This is a genomic window from Algimonas ampicilliniresistens, from assembly GCF_030159955.1.
Classification (GTDB): Bacteria; Pseudomonadota; Alphaproteobacteria; order Caulobacterales; family Maricaulaceae; genus Litorimonas; species Litorimonas ampicilliniresistens.
In genome coordinates this window covers 277,759-294,577 of record NZ_BSNK01000001.1, presented here as the reverse complement: position 1 = coordinate 294,577, position 16,819 = coordinate 277,759, and the positions used below count along the sequence as shown (strand labels likewise).

Below are 16,819 nucleotides of genomic sequence, written 5' to 3'. Positions count from 1 at the left end.
TCCCATACGAACGCTCATGCTTTGCGGCAGCGGTTTATCGCTCTGGATGACGGCGGCAGCCATGAGCCGGAGCTTACCAAAAACAATCGCCCTCAAAGTTGTCGAGAGCGAGTCTAAACCGGCTGAAGATGCATTCTACGGACACATCCTGCCACCGGCTGCCTACCGTTTTCACTTATCGATCGGACTGTCCGAACCTGAGCTTCTGCTCAATACTGGGTCGACCTTTGCGTACGGAACCTATTTACATAATTGGGCTGGCACTGACCGCTCCTGGGTTCAGGCGTTTCACCAACCGCTTCTCGTTTTAGAAGGTGTTCCGCTAGCAAAGCTGATCCAGCTAGACCCGTCTTTATCTCTGCAAGACACATTAATCTCGGCGCAGGCTGCGGTGGGCGGCGTGTTCGCGCACCCCCCTGAAGACCACAAACATCCTCTATCGCGCGCTGAATATGGCTATGCCTTTGACCCCAAAGAATTGACGGCGCTTTACAAGGCGGTGTCTTTGACACGCTCAATCCAGTTGATTGAGGCGCGGATTGATCATGTCGAGCGTAACAGCACCGACATTACATCAGTAACACTGTCAGACGGCCAACGACTCTCCGCTGATCTCTTCATCGATTGTTCTGGTTCGTCAGCAATATTACTGAGCCCGTCAAAAATTGAGGCTAAAGGCTCCAGCACAATGCAGGCGCTGATTAGTCGGATTACCGACACGCCAGTTGGTAAAGCTGCACAGACGATTAAAAGTGGCGACTATGGATGGCAGTCCGAGATCACTCTTCGGTCGGGCGCTCGCCGAATGACCGTTTTTCATGAAGACAGCAGACAGATTGCTGCGGCCGCTCACGGTACTGACCCAGATGCATCCATAACGCTGAGCCTCGGATGCCGAGAGAATGCTTGGGCCGGGAATTGTGTCGCGATTGGCCAAGCCGCCTGCGTTGTAGAGCCGCTCACCACGGCGCCGATGAAGCTTCTGCTCCGCGATATTCAGCGTCTCATGGATCTATTCCCAGTTTCGACTGACATGCGGATTGAAGCACGGGAATATAACCGCGTCTTTCAAGATGATGTCTGCCACGCGGAGATATTCAATCAGGCGCATTTCGTTATGACTACGCTACCTAACGGCCCCTATTGGCAAGCTGCATCGGCTCAGAAGCAGACCTCGAAGCTCACTCGAAAGCTGACACAATATGAAAGCAGAGGCCATCTGGTCGCATATGATAATGAGCCATTTGATGATGTGGATTGGGCGATCCTGCATGACGGGATGGGACGACAACCGCGACGCCGGGACCCGTTGGCAAGCTTGGCGGAACCTGCGAAGGTCGCTGCAAGATTGGAACAACGGCAGAAGTCAATTCAATCGGTTCTCAGTAAAATGCCTCCGCACTCGATATATGTGAGCAAATTCCTGTCCTACCTACACAGAAAACATTCGCAAAATGGCTGATGCCCGACTGAAACGCCTCGTCATTGTCGGCGGTGGGTCGGCGGGCTGGATGACGGCCGCCGCTCTATCCAGCATGCTGGATTCCGAGAACACTCAAATCACACTGGTCGAGTCTGAGCAGATCGGAACCGTCGGTGTCGGCGAAGCCACCATTCCCGACATGATGAATTTCAACCGGATGCTGGGTATCCGCGAAGCAGACTTCATGAAAGCGACCCAAGCCACGTTCAAATTGGGCATCGAGTTTGCTGATTGGGGTCGCAAAGGGGACCGATATTTTCATCCCTTTGGCGAACACGGCGCCGATATGCAGGGTATCGACTTCCATCAATATTGGCTGCGCGCTCATCAAGGTGGCAGCAATCATCCCATTCAGGATTATAGCCTCTGTGCCATCGCAGGGAAGGCAGGCAAGTTTTGTCATCCACATGAGAACCCGAAATCAGTGCTGTCGCACATCCGCTACGCCTATCATTTCAACGCAACTCGATATGCGCAATTCCTCAGGCAATATGCGGAAACGCGCGGCGTTATCCGCACTGAAGGGAAAGTTGAGTCTGTAAACTTGACCCCCGAAACTGGCCACATTCAAACGTTGATTTTGGAGAATGGCCAGACAATCGAAGGGGATTTCTTCTTTGATTGCAGTGGATTCCGCGCCCTGTTGATGCGCCAGACTCTCGACGTGGGCTTCCAGGATTGGAGTCATTGGCTCCCTTGCAATTCCGCCCAGACAGTCGCGTGCGAGCATGTCGGCCCACCACCGCCTTACACCGTCTCAACCGCTAAGTCCGCTGGCTGGCAATGGCGCATCCCAACCCAAACCCGAACCGGAAATGGTCACATTTATAGCTCGGATTTCATGGCTGACGATGCGGCGCATGATATTCTCATGGGCGGTCTTGACGGCAAACCAATAAGTGACGCCCGTACCTTGCGATTTACAACAGGTCGCTTGGAAGAGTTTTGGCACAAAAACTGTGTTGGGATCGGGCTGTCCTCTGGCTTTCTGGAGCCATTGGAATCGACATCGCTCTATCTGATCCAGATGGGCATCAGCAAGTTTATAACCCTCTTCCCAGATGGGTCTTTTCCACCTGTTGTGGTGAATGAATATAATCGCCAGATGCGACAGCAATTCGATCAAGTGCGCGATTTTATCATACTGCATTATTGCGCCACGGAACGCGACGACAGTCCGTTCTGGAATTACTGTCGGACCATGAGTATTCCCGATAGTTTGCAACATAAGATCGAGCTCTTTCAGAAAGCCGGACGCGTTTTCCGATACGAGGACGAGCTTTTCTCTCGCCCAAGCTGGGTTGCTGTAATGCTGGGACAAAATATTATCCCTGAGATCTGCGATCCGATTGTTTCAACCTTGCGAGACGAGCAGATTAGTCACAGCTTGAACTCCATGAACAGGGCGATGGTTGACGCGGCAGCAAAAATGCCGACTCATTCAGCCTTTATTGATCAATATTGCAAAGCGGCGAATGCGTAATGCTGGCAGATACGGATATCAGAAAAATCGTCATTGTCGGCGGTGGGACTGCAGGCTGGATGGTTGCCGCAGCACTATCGCGTTTACTCAAAAGCAATGAGATTCAGATCCAGCTGATCGAATCCGAGAAAATTGGAACAGTCGGGGTCGGTGAAGCGACTATCCCTCATATTCTCTATTTCAACCGCCTCCTTGGATTGAAGGAAGACGATTTCGTCCGCAAGACAAATGCCACCTTCAAGCTCGGCATTGAATTCAACGATTGGGGCCATCTCGGCGAACGGTATATCCACTCTTTCGGACCCTATGGGCTAAGCATGGAAGGCCTTCACTTCCATCATTTCTGGCTCCGCCATGCCCGCAACGGGCACGTCCCGCCTATCGATGATTACAATCTACAAATTCTCGCAGCCAATGCTGGGAAGTTCCAACGTCCGATCAATCTTGCGAACTCGCCGCTCAGCACCATCACTTACGCCTTTCAATTTGATGCTAGCCTCTATGCGAAGTTCATGCGGGATTTCGCCGAAAGCCTAGGCGTTATTCGGACGGAAGGAAAAATCGAAACGGTTCAGCAGAATTCAGAGACAGGCTTCGTCGAAAGCGTCACGACTGAGACCGGCGAGACATATGATGGGGAGCTCTTCATTGACTGCTCAGGCTTTAGAGGATTGCTGATCGAGCAGACCTTAAAAACGGGCTATCAAGATTGGTCGAGTTTCCTACCATGCAACCGGGCCGTCGCGCATGGCAGCGAAAATGTCGGAGAGCCACGTCCTTACACGCAAGCCACGGCTAAATCCGCGGGCTGGCAATGGCGCATTCCGCTTCAATCCCGAACCGGCAATGGTCATGTCTATTGCAGCGATTATATGGCGGACGAGGTAGCGCTGGGTATTCTGCATCAAGGCATGGAGGGCACGCCCATTGGTGAACCGAATTTCCTGCGTTTCAAGACAGGTATGCGACGTCAGACTTGGAACAAGAACGTCATCTCCCTCGGTTTGGCCGCAGGTTTTCTTGAGCCGCTTGAATCCACCTCTATCCACCTGATCCAGACGGCGATTGCTCGCCTGATGACAAACTTTCCGGATAAGCACTTCAACCAAGCGGATATTGATTATTATAATCGACGAACCCAGCTTGAATATGAGCAAGTGCGTGACTTCCTCATTTTACATTATTGCGTGACAGACCGGGATGACAGTCCCTTCTGGAACTATTGCCGGACTATGGAGCTGCCAGACTCTCTGAAAGAACGGATCGCCATCTACAAAGAGAATGCGCGTCTATACCGGCATGACAATGAGATTTTCGGAGAGATGAGCTGGCTCGCTGTCATGCATGGGCAAGGACTTGTGCCGAAACGCTATCATCCGTTGGCTAACATGATGCCCGATGACGAGCTGAACCAACGTATGTCGCAGATCCGCAATACGTGGGCAAAATGCCTCGAGTCGATGCCGAGCCATCAGGATTTTATTGACGGGAACTGCCGCGCCTAACGGTTCTCCAGCCATAAACTCAGTCTTTTCGTCATAAAAAAAGGAGGGGCGAACCCCTCCTTCATTCATTTCATGAGCCTTCGCTAGAACTGGTAGCGAAGACCGAACCGGATCCGGCGATCGCCGACAAAGCTGGTCCGAGCAAATCTCTGTCCCGTCTCATCAATCTGCTGCGTCGCTTTCGCTTTCGTATCCAGAATGTTTGCGACCTGAAGCCGGAACTGGAGGTTATCGTTGAAGTCATACTTCAACGAGCCATCCAAATAGCCGCGATCCTCTTGGAAGATCGGGTTCCCAGTCACGAAGTCCCGATAGGAACTCAGATACTCTGAACGCCAGTTATAGGCGAGACGCATTTCCAACTTATCGTCTTGATAAATACCGATAATATTGGCGGAATGTTCTGACAGACCCAAGAAGTTGTTCACACCGTAACGGAAGATCCGCTCGAAACTATCCGGGGTGCCATCGCCATCTGCATCCGCAACCGGTGCTGGGGCATTCGTCTCAGCATCGACATAGGTATAGTTGGCCTGAAGACCCAGATTAGAAAGCAAGCCCGGAAGGTTATCGTAGAACTGCTGGTAAGCAATCTCGATACCCTGCAACTCAGCCTCATCTTGGTTGATGTCGCCATTGAACACGATCGCGACTTCGCGGCCATCAAGCGTTACAGTATCTAGAGTTTGTGACCCGTAGATAATGTTGTTTTTAATGTCTTTCCGGAAAGCCGAGAACGTCAGAGAGTTCTCATCACCGAAGTAATATTCGTACGACAAGTCATAATTTGTCGCCAGAATTGGCTTAAGATCCGGATTACCACCAAAGATATTGATCTGGTTGAGAATAATATCCGTAATCCGCTGATCCGGGGGGATCGCTGGATCATTATTACTCACGAAGCGGAAGGCTCCATTCGCAGACTGATCACCTCGAAGCTGATCGATTCTCGGCCGCGTAATATTTTTACTGACCGCGAACCGGATCAATGACTCATCATTGAGATTCCATTTGACGTTCAGCGATGGGAGCCAGCGTTCATCAGAACTGAACGTTCCAGTTCGCTCAATCGATTCTTGCGCTAGGAAGGCGACAGCTTCTGGACTAAAGTCAGAAGGGCGCTGTCCCGGAACACCAGAATCATCGTTATTGATATAATCGAGACCGCCCTGTCCCGAAACATCGGCTTTTGTATAACGGAGCCCGATATTACCATCGATCGACATCCCATTATCGAACTCGTTGCCGAAATCCAGACGACCATAGAGATTATAAGTCTTTTCGGTCACATCACCGATTGAACCACGTCCATTATAATCGACAACGCCATTTTCACGAAGCGGACGCCAGTCAGGATTTAGTCCCGTCGTAGGGTTAGTGATGAGCGGATCGCTCTGCACGACGTTAACCCAAGCATCATAGTTCGAGATCAGGGCGCGGTCCGCGAAAATCACCGACGTATTATTGCCTTGTACAACATCGCCACGGAAGAAGTCCGAGAAATCAACTGTTTCAAAAGTTGGTGTGGCCAACTCAGAGAATGGCAAATAGCCCCCGCCCGCCCATGGCGGCGCGACTGCAGCCCAGTTCAAACCGGCCGACCGATTGATCTGATCCCGATCAGCAAATCGGGCGCCGAATTTAATCGAGTCGAACCAGCCATCATTGTCGAATTCATATTCAACATCACCAGCGATGGCGACCATTTCGCCTTCATTATCTTGAAACTCGTCGGCTGAGAACAATAGAAACGCGTTTGACGGATCCGCAAGGGAACTACTCGATGGTGCCCCTGTCCCGGCCCGATTGCTCGGATTGTTTGTTGGATCTAAAGTCAGCTCGACACGTGGATTATCGAGATCTGGAACGATCGAGAAATCTGAGAAGAACCTAGACCCCACCCAAAGGCGCTCACGATTAAACGTCGCTGTCGTGCGGTGTGCATCAAGATTGACATACCACTGATCAGCTGGACGCCACTTAATATTGACGCTCATATCGTCTGTTGTAGACCGATCCTCTTGGTGAATACCCAGATTGGTGAAGTTCGCACCGCGGGCCCCTGTCCAGTCGCGTAGACTGTTCGATATCAACCCTGATTCATAAAGGCCTGTTACCGCTTGAGTCTGTTCACAAGTCGGGTTGGCCGGTGTCGGGTCATTGTTGCCGTTACATTGTGGGAGGCCTGGCGATGTGAATGGTGTCGTCGTAAGCCCTGTCACTGACGTCTGAAACCACATCTCACCATCTGTGAACCACTCTAAAGTGCGCTCATCACTGGATGTATCATTTTCAATGCGGGCAGCTTTAGCCGTTAGCTGAAAATCACCACTATCGTTACGGAATTGGCTGGCCACATAATAGCTGTCACGCTTTCGATCGACTTCGTTCGTCCGAAGTTGGAAGCCACCCGGAACCGCAATTGTCTCTGCTCCGTTGGGAATCGGTGTCAGTTGACCGACTTGGAAACCATGAAGGTCAGATTTCAGTTCGGATGAGGAGAAAGACCCTAGCAAGCCGAATTCACCACCATTGACGTCCCAGCGATTGCCGACAATGACACTGAAGTCAGGACTGACCTCATCGCGCAGATCGGTGTAGGTCCCGTCGAGCGTAACCACGGCCAACGGACCACTTTTGTCAAATGGCTCAAGTGTCCGTAGATTGATCGAACCGCCAATACCGCCTTCGATCAGGTCAGCCGACGTGTTCTTATAGACATCAACCGCACCGATCAGTTCCGGAGGCACAGTACCAAAGTCGAGTGAACGACCACCATTCGCAGAAAATGTGTCTCGGCTATTAAATTCGGAGCGAACCAGTGTCAGACCTCGGATCAGGTTGCCGCCACCCTCTGGGGACGGGAAGTCGCCTTCACTGCCGCCTAGGCTAAAGCGCTGAACAACCACGCCCGGAATACGGGCCAAGGCTTCTGCGACGGACAAGTCAGGCAATGTTGAGACATCCGATGCCGTAATTGAATCGACAGCTGTATCGGCGTCGCGCTTTAGGTCCCGAGCCGCTTTCAGGGCTTGGCGGATACCGGTGGCTACAACTTCGTCGAGATCTTCATCGTCGGCGACACTAGTTGTGTCTGCACCCGGTGCATCTTGCGCGAAGGCTTGCGGTGCCATGAACACCATTGCGAGCGCCGTAGCGCCAGACATGAGTAGCTGATTAGGCAAACTCGCACGATTATTGACAGCGTCTTTCAAAGAAACCTCCCCTAGGATGACACTCCGACTATTCTGTGAGTCCGGATGTGCCGATGTAGTTTTCGTCTTCTGCGGCAGTTAAGTTACCGCTAACATTTACCCTCAAACGGTAAAAAAGTTACCGCTAACATTCTTACCGCCACATGACCGTTTTGATGTCAATTGATATTCAACAAAAACTTGCAACTCGACTGTGGAATGTGACGTATTTGTCACATTCCTGTCCATTTTCGCGCTGTTTAGTCGCAACGGATCGAGTCTGAGCTTTCCTGCTTGAGCTTCACATCAGCAACAGCCATCTCGAGTCCCGGCTCGCCCAGAACCGTGAAGGCGTTCTTCATATACTGAAGATCAACACCCTTTTTGGTCGCGCAACGCAGGGAAATTCGCGTCTCGGACCAGTCGGATTCCAGAGCAACAGCGTGGAAGTTATCGCAGCCATTCAGGTCAATACACCCAGCGCCAATCTGTACGGTCGTTGGTCCGGACAGAGATTTTGACATGAAAGACAGCTCCATCGCGCCATTCGCTTCGCGCGCATAATCGAGCGGATAGCCCGACGCGATCGAGAAGGTCGATTCGGCATCGGAGAATGTCAATCTGAGCGAATCTTCCTGAGCGGATTTATCATAAGCCATCACTTCAACGCCGCCTTCACGGAACGGCAGATCAACTGTCGAGCCGTTGACCGCCAAGCGCCATGGTTGTGTCGTCATGCCCTTTTCAAAGAAGACGCCCTTCTCACCAATATCTGCGCTGACACCGCTCTCTTCGGATAAAGAAGCAATACTGACGGTGTCATTGAGAGACAGGCCGTAACCTAACTCAAAGAGAGGATCGTAACCTTCATGGTGCGGATTCAGATGCACCTGAGTGGCAAGCTTCGGCCATGAGAATGACAGACGGCCAGTGAAATCGTAATCCGCTTCCGTCTGGAACAATAGATCGGTGATCCCTGCGGGCTCGCTCCCGGGCAACCAAGCTGCCACGAATGCATCTGAATCGTTGATCTCAGGGTTAGCCCATAAAGGCCGGCCCGAAATGAACACTGAGACAACCGATAAGCCTGCATCCTTGTAAGTACCTAGCAGGTCCGTATCGAAGTCATTTGGGACGAAATCTACATTTTCCCGGTCGCCTTGGAATTCCGCATAGGGATCTTCACCATAAACAGCGACGATGACGTCTGTACCGTCAGGAGTCGTTTCGCCTGATGCGTCGAACGTTACCCGACCTCCGGCTTTTTCAGCTTCTCGTTTCAGGGCGCTCAGAAACGACTCACCATTCGGGAAGTCACTATTGACGTGATCCCGTCCCTGCCAAGAGAGCGTCCACCCACCGGCCAGTTTCGTAATACTGTCTGCGCCTGCACCAACGACATGAATATTGGCGCTCGGTGACAGGGGTAATGTCCCGTCATTATTCTTAAGCAGGACCATCGACTTCCGCACAGCTTCACGTGCGATATTCCGGTGCTCATCCGACCCGAGCAGCGCCTCATTGCCAGCGAGCGGCCGCAAGCTAGGTTTTGGCTTATCAAAAATGCCAGAGTTAACTTTCGCGCGCAGAATGCGTCGCACAGCATCATCTAAACGCTCCATCGGAATACGTCCCGACTTCACATGGGTCAGGGTCGACTCGTAAAGGCCTTTCCAGCTGTCCGGCGCCATATACATGTCTAGCCCCGCATTCAGAGACTGCGGACAATCGGTCGCCGTGCAATCGGGAATGAGCGCGTGGCCATTCCAATCCCCGACAACAAAGCCCTGAAAATTCATCCGCCCTTTGAGGACGTCTGTCATGAGTGCTTTTTGTCCATGCATGGGCTGACCCTGCCAAGACGAAAAACTCGCCATGACGGATTGGGCACCCGCAGCAATCGCGGTCTCATAACCAGGCAGATGGATATCCCGCAGCTCTTCTTCGCTGATACGGGCATCACCCTGATCCACACCGTTCTCAGTGCCGCCATCGCCTAAGAAATGTTTGGCCGTCGAGATCACCTTACCCGGCCCCATAAAGCCGTCTGATCCGAGCTCACCCTGCAAACCCTCAACAATCATGCCGCCATAAGATTTCACGATTTCTGGATCTTCGGAAAAGCCCTCATAACCTCGTCCCCAACGATCATTTTGCGGGACAGCCAATGTTGGCGCGAAGGTCCAATCATGCCCAGATATATTGAGTTCAGTCGCTGTGACTTCCGAAATTCGCCGGATCAGGTCGGGATCATTTGCTGCGCCCAGACCAATATTATGTGGGAAGACAATCCCGCCGATCAGATTTGTGTGGCCGTGCACGGCATCAATACCCCAGATAATAGGAATAGCGATCTCAACCCCTTCAGGATCGAGAGAGGCCTCGAAATATGAATCTGCCGCATCCAGCCACGCCTGTGTTCCAGCATAAGGCTTGTCACCCGGCGCGGAATTCCCGCCACTGAGAACAGAGCCCAGTCGATAGTTTTTGACGTCTTCCGGCGTCAAAGAGTTTGTATCACCTTGGATAACCTGACCAACTTTTTGCTCTAGGGTCATTTTGGTAAGAATAGTGTCGACTCTCGCCTCCACAGCAGGGTCCAATGCGGCCGTTATAATCTCTGGCCACTTCTCAGGATGGATGACGCTAACGTCCGATGATGAGACGTCAATTTCTGTCGTGACCACATCCGATTGCGCCGGCGCACACGCTGTCAGGATGAAAACCGAAGCTGTGACTAAAGCGATTTGGCGGAAATTCTCTGTATATTTCATCGTCCGGACGTCCCCTATTTGACTTTTATCGCCATCATTCTTTAGGATGGTAGCGGTAACACTATGCGTAAGTAATGATTTTGGCCACGTCAATTTGGAAGCATCAGAATATGCAAATTATCGTATCGCGCTGTCGGATCTTTTTAATATCCAGCTTGGTCGCCTTACTGACGGTCGGATCCGTCTTTGCACAAACGGCCGATCCAGCTCCAGAGACCGAGACCACTAATGAGGATGAAGTGATCGCTTTCGGCACCCAGATATTGGGCGAACATGAAGGCATGGACGCGTTCTTCCGCGGTGACTTCGAGACAGCGGAAATCGAATTCGAAAACGAGTTCAAAAGTCTGAGACGGTTTGAAAGCGCGAAAGAGAACTCCGCACGGGATGCAGAAATCAGCATCGACCGCGCCGCACAGACAGCAGATGCGGGTGCTAATCTAAGTTCAAGTGTGAATTCGCGAAGCGGTGGGGCTCCCGTCCTATCGTCTGGCAGCGCTCTTTCCACCAACCCCGGACTAACGTCCAACTTCATCAATCGGCGCTCCGAAGGCCGCACTGTTCTCACAGATGGCAAAGTGACCTATGAAGATTTTGCTTTTGCGAGCTATATGACGGGACTGTCCGAGATACAGCTCGGCAAATATGACGAGGCAAAAGACTCTCTCAAAACATCCCTTCATCATGACGAAAAAAACTATGACGCCCGCATGCGTCTGGGCTTACTCTATCTAAAAGAGCGAGATTTTGAGAAGGCCGCCGATCACCTCGAAAAACTCAATAAGCTCCGTCGAAAATGTGAAAAACGCTCCTGCAAAGACGCAGCAGACATTCGGGAAGCAACCCTCACATTAGCGCAGCAAATCACCAGCTTAGCTCAATCCAACTAGCTAACCATGAGCCCCGCTTTCAGCGACGGTTCAGGTGAGAAATAGAACTTGCTCTTAATAACAAAATCTTCTGGGGAGAAAGATGACATGAGAAACACGCGATCCGCTCTAATGAGCCTTCTGGTTGGCACAGCTTTTTTTGCAAGCCTCCCAGCCAGCGCACAAGACGCCGACGCCGCACTACAGGCGCTCGACGCGGCCTTACCCGGTGAGCTCTTACACAACCCGTTTGATCTAGAATGGGAAGCCAAAGGCAATGACATCCGCACGAAAGTCGTCGACGCTGAAGCCCTCACATCTGGCAAAGCCATCAGCGCTCGTATCAAAAAGAAGCAGCAGCGTGCGTGGGATTCAAGTCTGGGTGTTGAGATTGCCAACCCTGTTTCCAAAGGTGAGGAAATTCAGGTTTTTTTCTGGGCTCGGACCAAGAAGGCTGCCGCGGGTAAAGACACCGCAAATGTAGGCATGTTTGTCGGGCGAAATGAAGAACCCTACGACTACATCCTGTCCGAAGACATCCTGCCTGAAACGGAATGGAAGCTGATGAATGTCACCGGCGTTGCGGACGCGGATTATCCGGCCGGCTCACTAAAGGTCGAGTACCAACTCGGCCGTGCAGCTCAGATCGTCGAGTTCGGCCCCGTCTATGTGTCGACGTTGGGACCTAAAGATTCGAGCTAACGCTCTAATGGCGTGTTTCTAAGACAGGTCAGCCCATAGGATGAGTCATCCCAGAGCCGCTATCCTTCTGCGACACCGTCCCCCATATATGATCCGCATAAGTTGCTAGGCGGCGCTAACAGAGCCGCACAATGGGGAGACTAGGATGCATTATTTTCGAGTGCCGACAGTCTTCAACATATTCACTGCGCAAAAGAAATCGCGTCCACCCGGCAAGACAGGCCGCATGGCTGCAGTCACGGTCGTAACAGTCGCAATTTCCCTAGTCGGACCGATTTCCGCTTTCGCCCAAGATCAAGGGAATCTTCCCTCCGCTATTCGGGCCGCTCTAGAATCTAGAGAAGATATCACGCCCATCGCGGATCCCGCATTTAGAACGCAAGCCCGGGCCGATAGAGACGCTGAGTTTCAGCAGCGCCAGTTCGAGGCACGAGAAGCCCTGAAGGCTCAAGCTATCGAAGATGGAAAATGCGACAATCCAAACCCGTCCGAAGAGGAATACGACTCCTATTATCACGACATATGCTTTGGAAGGAGTTCGGAGTATTCATTCAACGCGGTCGAAATTCCGCGTCACGCTGCCCCGTTCCAAGTCCAGCTCGTCTTTTCCAATCTGATCACCGGAACGCGCGAGTTTTCTCAACAATTGTCTCATCTCGATCTATGGGAGAAACGTCACATTTGCGGCGGGTCATTGATCGCACGCGATTGGGTTTTGACGGCAGCACACTGCTTTCAAACCGACGATCCCGCACATTATGGTCTGCGCTTGGATGTCGGCAATATCGCGTCCGACAACGCTCCGGTCATTCCGATAAAACGAATGATCCTGCACGAAGATTACAGCACGCGGACAAGTGTGAACGATATCGCCCTACTCCAGCTTGACCTGAGCGGTGTGGAGTTTGACTTATCAGCCCCCTTTGGATCACGAACGCCATCAGGCTGGCGAGACACTAACGGCCTTCCTTTAAAAGACGCGTCAATCCATGATGGGTCGACACTCCGCCTGCTGAGAACCGACGGTAGCGTCGAGTTCATTGATATTAAAACGGGTGCGCGATCGCTTGTAGCGGCCGACAGTAAAATTGAGGACTCGCTTTCTGCGTGGTCGGGTCCGGGCTGGCTGATCCTACCTAAGCAAAACTCTGCGCGGCTCATTCGCCGCGCAAATGCGCCTAACCTTGATGTCACACATTCTGGTCCTGTCATTGCGGCAGATTTTGACGCTCAAGCCGGCATGCTTGTCATTGCCGACGGCAGTGGCAAAATCGCGGCCCATCAAATCAATACACGCTCTCAACCAATCCAGTTTAAAGTTGGCTTCCATCCTGCAAAGATCAAAATCATCAATCGGAAAGAGGTTCTAATCACGGGTAAAAATGGGCGTCAGGAGCGCTGGAACATTAAGCGTAGGCAACGCGACCTCGCCCTGTCGGCACCTCCTTTATCGAACCGAAATCAACGCATTTTACGCACGGCACCCAACGGGACCGAAATGATGGTCTCGCCAACTTCTATTAGAACCGTATTTCGGAACTCCGGCGCAACGCTGATCGAAGAAGCCGGCCGCCTGTCCGTTCAACAACTCGGTGATACGTCACCGCGCGATGCTGGACTGACTGAGCTCGATAGACCGAAACTGGCCTTGGATGAAAAGGGTCGGAGATTGATCGCCCTTGGCTCCGACGGTCGTGGCGAAATCCGGGATGTCCGTCGTCAGCGGGTCGGCAAGACGTTCAAGACGAAACCAGGCTTTTATGATTCAGAGGTTCAACTGATTGACGAGGACCGAGCCTTTCTCATTTGGAATTCAGACGGGATCAGCGAGATCAGAAACGCCAAGTCAGGCGCGCTCAAACACACACTCAACCACAGTCTTCCGATCTCAGGCGTTCAAACAACGCCGTCAGAACGGATCGTTGTAACGACAGATTTTGGAACAGCTGAAGTCTGGGATGTCGAGACCGGAAATCCGCTTGCACGGGTCTATCATGGTGAAAAAGTCGATGGTGCCGATCTTCAAGGCGACCGTCTACTCACATGGTCAGGCGATGGACGCATCCGCCTTTGGTCAGTTCCAGGTGGCAAATCTATCTATCATCATTTGCTAGGATTAGACTCAGATATTAGCAGCGCGCTGAATTCAGATAGCTTATCTCTCGCACGCATTGGCGTGATCAATCTGTCGTCTTACAAACCGGAAGATCCAGATTTTCCAACGCAAGTTGCAGCCTTTGGATGGGGCAAGATCCAGTCAATGACGGATGCTCCGACTTCCGCGCGGCTTCGCACTTTGTCGCTCTATCCTACGAGTTGGGAGGATTGCATCGCACGGTCCGCCGTGCTGCAGAGCGGCGCCATTGACCCGAAAGCCTTCTGCACCTTTGCTCCGTCGCGGAAGACCTGCCGCGGGGACAGTGGCGGCCCGGTCATCGACCAGTACGAACTCGTTGGGATCGTCAGCAGAGGCTCAGGCGTATGTCGAGATGACGGCGAGCCAAGCACATTCGTCGCTGTCGCTCATTACCGCGATTGGATTCGAAAACATGTGTGCCCGAACGGCACGATCATCATAGGCAGCGGTCAGGCCGGAAATAATGTCCCCAGCCTGTGCTTTTCGAATGAGTTTTAATTCGCGTCAGCGATTGGAGACTGATCAGCCATTTCCGCCACGGATAATGATGGGGCCGCCACCTTCAATACACTGACCATTTTCGTCCAGCTTCTTACACGCACAGCTACCATCCTCATTCTTAACGGCGCAGACCGCGTCAGCATCCGGGGGCGGCGTTTTGGACTTGGTCGTGACGCAGGCGCTCAAAGCGACGGCAAACACGGACACTATAATCAGCTTTTTCATGATATTCTCTCCCCATTTAGAACAGACCTAATCCGATAGGCCGAGGCGCACAAGCAATGCTTGAAACCTCTCATCGTCACGCAAATTATCCAGCGCGGGATCATATCCGGCCATTGCTAGGCCTGTGTCACCTAGGCTTTCCGCCTTTAGCAGAGTGGCGATGGCTACCTCTGTTTGCCCCATTTCAGCCAGCATTTCAGCTTGCTGATAAGCGCCAGCGTCGCCGAACACCTCAATGAGTTCGCCTAAAGCCTTTTCAGCGCTCTCAGATTCTCCCTTCCTGACGGCCGCTGCGGCCTCGCAGGGCAGACGTTCCATCAGGTTTTCTTCTTTCGAACACCAGTCCAACCCGTCCTCAACGGACCCTGAGTAAATATGCGCCAGTCCTAAACGCGCCCGTGTCGTGTAGCGTTCAGGGTTTTGCGACAGAGCAAGACGATAGGCTGTGATGGCTGAACCAAACTGACGATCTGCATAATAGGCCAAGCCTAGCGTCTCAGATGCAGAGGCGCTCAACGGATCGAGCGTCTTAGCGCGATAGGCTTGCTCGATCGCCTCGTCATGGCGCCCGGTTGCTGACAGGAAGACGGCGTGCCTCGACAATCCGTCTCCCGATGACAGCCCCAACGCCTGAGCCCGGTCGAAAGGGCCGGCTGCAGCGACCATATCGACCCGCCCACTCATAAGAATTTCGCCTAAAACCGCATGTGTGTCTGCATCGCTGGGCGCCAAGGCAATCGCCTCTCGCGCCATGGCTTCAGACTTATCGATCATGGCGTCTGCAAGCCCCTTGTCGGCACTGACCGCACCGAGGATCAGATAGACCCCGGCGAGCGAAGAATGAGCATCCGCAAAGCCAGGGTCCAGTTGAACAGCTGTTTCAAGGTGACGCCGTGCGCTTTCAAGCGATTCTAGAGTCGCTTCTTGATATAAGAGAGTTGTTCCCCTGAAGTATTCCGTGAAAGCCTCTGGGACAGTCGCATCACCTGGCTCACGACCCTGCGATCGTTGATCCACTGACAAAGTCTGGGCGCAGACACTCGTAATCTTATTACGAATGTCGATCAGAGCTTCAGGGTCATACGTCAGGGTTTCGACCCATCTGGTGAACCCAGTACGAGCGTCGACAAGGCTGACGGTAATCAGCAGCTTTTCACCTCGTTTTTCAACACGGCCTTCAAGGACATTGGCAACATTAAGACGCTCCGCGATTTCCAGTGCGCCCAGAGATTCATTGGCGACAGCCTGAGATGACGACCGCGCCACGACACGTAGTAACCTGTTACCTGCCAAGTCATCACGGATGGACGATGAAAGACCACTTGAAATGTAATCGTACCTCTCATCATCAGCCAGATTCTCAAACGGCATCACAGCGATCGTTCGCAGCGCGTCCATGGCAGACTGCTCTGTTACTGACGTGGCAGTCGATCCATCAGATGAAGCGGCTGAAGACATATCATTCTGTCGTTGAACTTCGGAGGTGATGATGCGCCATGTAATCAAGCCGATGACCACGCTGATCAGGGCAATCAGGGCAATGCCGAGTTTACGACCGGCGCGGCGTGATCCGTCTTCCGATGGACCTCCGATCTCAGTGCGTTTCAGGCCCTCTGGCGTAAGCTCAAACGCCCAAGCTAAGATGAGCGCGATTGGAAAACCGAGCAAAACCAAAGTGGTCAGCAATCGGTCGAACCAGCCCGGCAAGTTCAACGATGTTTCGAAAGCAATGCCAAGCTGAATAATCAGCCAGCTGGACGCCCCATAGACCCCAGCAACGCGGAAGATGTTCCGTCGACGGAGTTCATCGAATATTTTCTGCATACCGTCCTCTCACGCCGTCTCTTCCGGAGAGAGTGAAACTTTAATTTGGTTCTAAGCAAATATTCCGGGTGAGCCAGAAGAATCCAATTTTGTATGGCGGATATAGTGTCGCGTGACGGGAT

General features: G+C 52.4%; 10 protein-coding genes. 6 read left to right on the top strand and 4 right to left on the bottom strand.

What is annotated here, in order from left to right:
• Positions 1-16: 16 nt before the first annotated feature.
• Genes QQL54_RS01435 through QQL54_RS01425 form a run of 3 tightly spaced genes read left to right on the top strand, consistent with a single transcriptional unit; the run spans position 17 to position 4,471 of the window.
• Positions 17-1,462: a tryptophan 7-halogenase gene (locus QQL54_RS01435; protein ID WP_284389422.1), complete on the top strand. Its 1,446-nt coding sequence runs from the start codon at positions 17-19 to the stop codon at positions 1,460-1,462.
• The gene (locus QQL54_RS01430) at positions 1,455-2,966 is read left to right on the top strand and encodes a tryptophan halogenase family protein (RefSeq protein WP_284386758.1); all 1,512 of its coding nucleotides are present in this window, start codon (positions 1,455-1,457) and stop codon (positions 2,964-2,966) included. The genes QQL54_RS01435 and QQL54_RS01430 overlap by 8 nt, the downstream gene beginning before the upstream one ends.
• Positions 2,966-4,471, top strand: coding sequence for a tryptophan halogenase family protein (locus tag QQL54_RS01425; RefSeq protein WP_284386756.1), 1,506 nt, complete (start codon positions 2,966-2,968; stop codon positions 4,469-4,471). The genes QQL54_RS01430 and QQL54_RS01425 overlap by 1 nt, the downstream gene beginning before the upstream one ends.
• Positions 4,472-4,554: 83 nt before the next feature.
• On the opposite strand, the gene QQL54_RS01420 is transcribed toward QQL54_RS01425, so the two are convergent.
• On the bottom strand, positions 4,555-7,686 hold the full coding sequence (locus QQL54_RS01420) for a TonB-dependent receptor (RefSeq protein WP_284386754.1): 3,132 nt from the start codon (positions 7,684-7,686) through the stop codon (positions 4,555-4,557).
• Between the two features lie 239 nt (positions 7,687-7,925).
• Positions 7,926-10,439, bottom strand: a complete 2,514-nt coding sequence (locus QQL54_RS01415; RefSeq protein ID WP_284386752.1) for a glycoside hydrolase family 3 protein — start codon at positions 10,437-10,439, stop codon at positions 7,926-7,928.
• A 110-nt stretch (positions 10,440-10,549) separates the two neighbouring features.
• On the opposite strand from QQL54_RS01415, the gene QQL54_RS01410 reads away from it, so the two are divergent.
• The 3 genes from QQL54_RS01410 to QQL54_RS01400 all read left to right on the top strand — a co-directional run bounded on the left by QQL54_RS01410 (position 10,550) and on the right by QQL54_RS01400 (position 14,645).
• On the top strand, positions 10,550-11,329 hold the full coding sequence (locus QQL54_RS01410) for a tetratricopeptide repeat protein (protein WP_284386749.1): 780 nt from the start codon (positions 10,550-10,552) through the stop codon (positions 11,327-11,329).
• A gap of 87 nt (positions 11,330-11,416) precedes the next feature.
• Positions 11,417-12,010 carry a carbohydrate binding domain-containing protein gene (locus QQL54_RS01405; protein ID WP_284386746.1) on the top strand — a complete coding sequence of 198 codons (594 nt, stop codon included), beginning with the start codon at positions 11,417-11,419 and terminating at the stop codon, positions 12,008-12,010.
• A gap of 145 nt (positions 12,011-12,155) precedes the next feature.
• Positions 12,156-14,645 carry a trypsin-like serine protease gene (locus QQL54_RS01400; RefSeq protein ID WP_284386745.1) on the top strand — a complete coding sequence of 830 codons (2,490 nt, stop codon included), beginning with the start codon at positions 12,156-12,158 and terminating at the stop codon, positions 14,643-14,645.
• A gap of 24 nt (positions 14,646-14,669) precedes the next feature.
• On the opposite strand, the gene QQL54_RS01395 is transcribed toward QQL54_RS01400, so the two are convergent.
• Both QQL54_RS01395 and QQL54_RS01390 read right to left on the bottom strand, forming a co-directional pair.
• Positions 14,670-14,873 (bottom strand): hypothetical protein, encoded by a 204-nt coding sequence (locus tag QQL54_RS01395; RefSeq protein WP_284386743.1) that lies wholly within the window; start codon positions 14,871-14,873, stop codon positions 14,670-14,672.
• 27 nt (positions 14,874-14,900) lie between these two features.
• Complete coding sequence (locus QQL54_RS01390) at positions 14,901-16,697, bottom strand: tetratricopeptide repeat protein (RefSeq protein ID WP_284386741.1); 1,797 nt, start codon at positions 16,695-16,697, stop codon at positions 14,901-14,903.
• Positions 16,698-16,819: the final 122 nt, after the last annotated feature.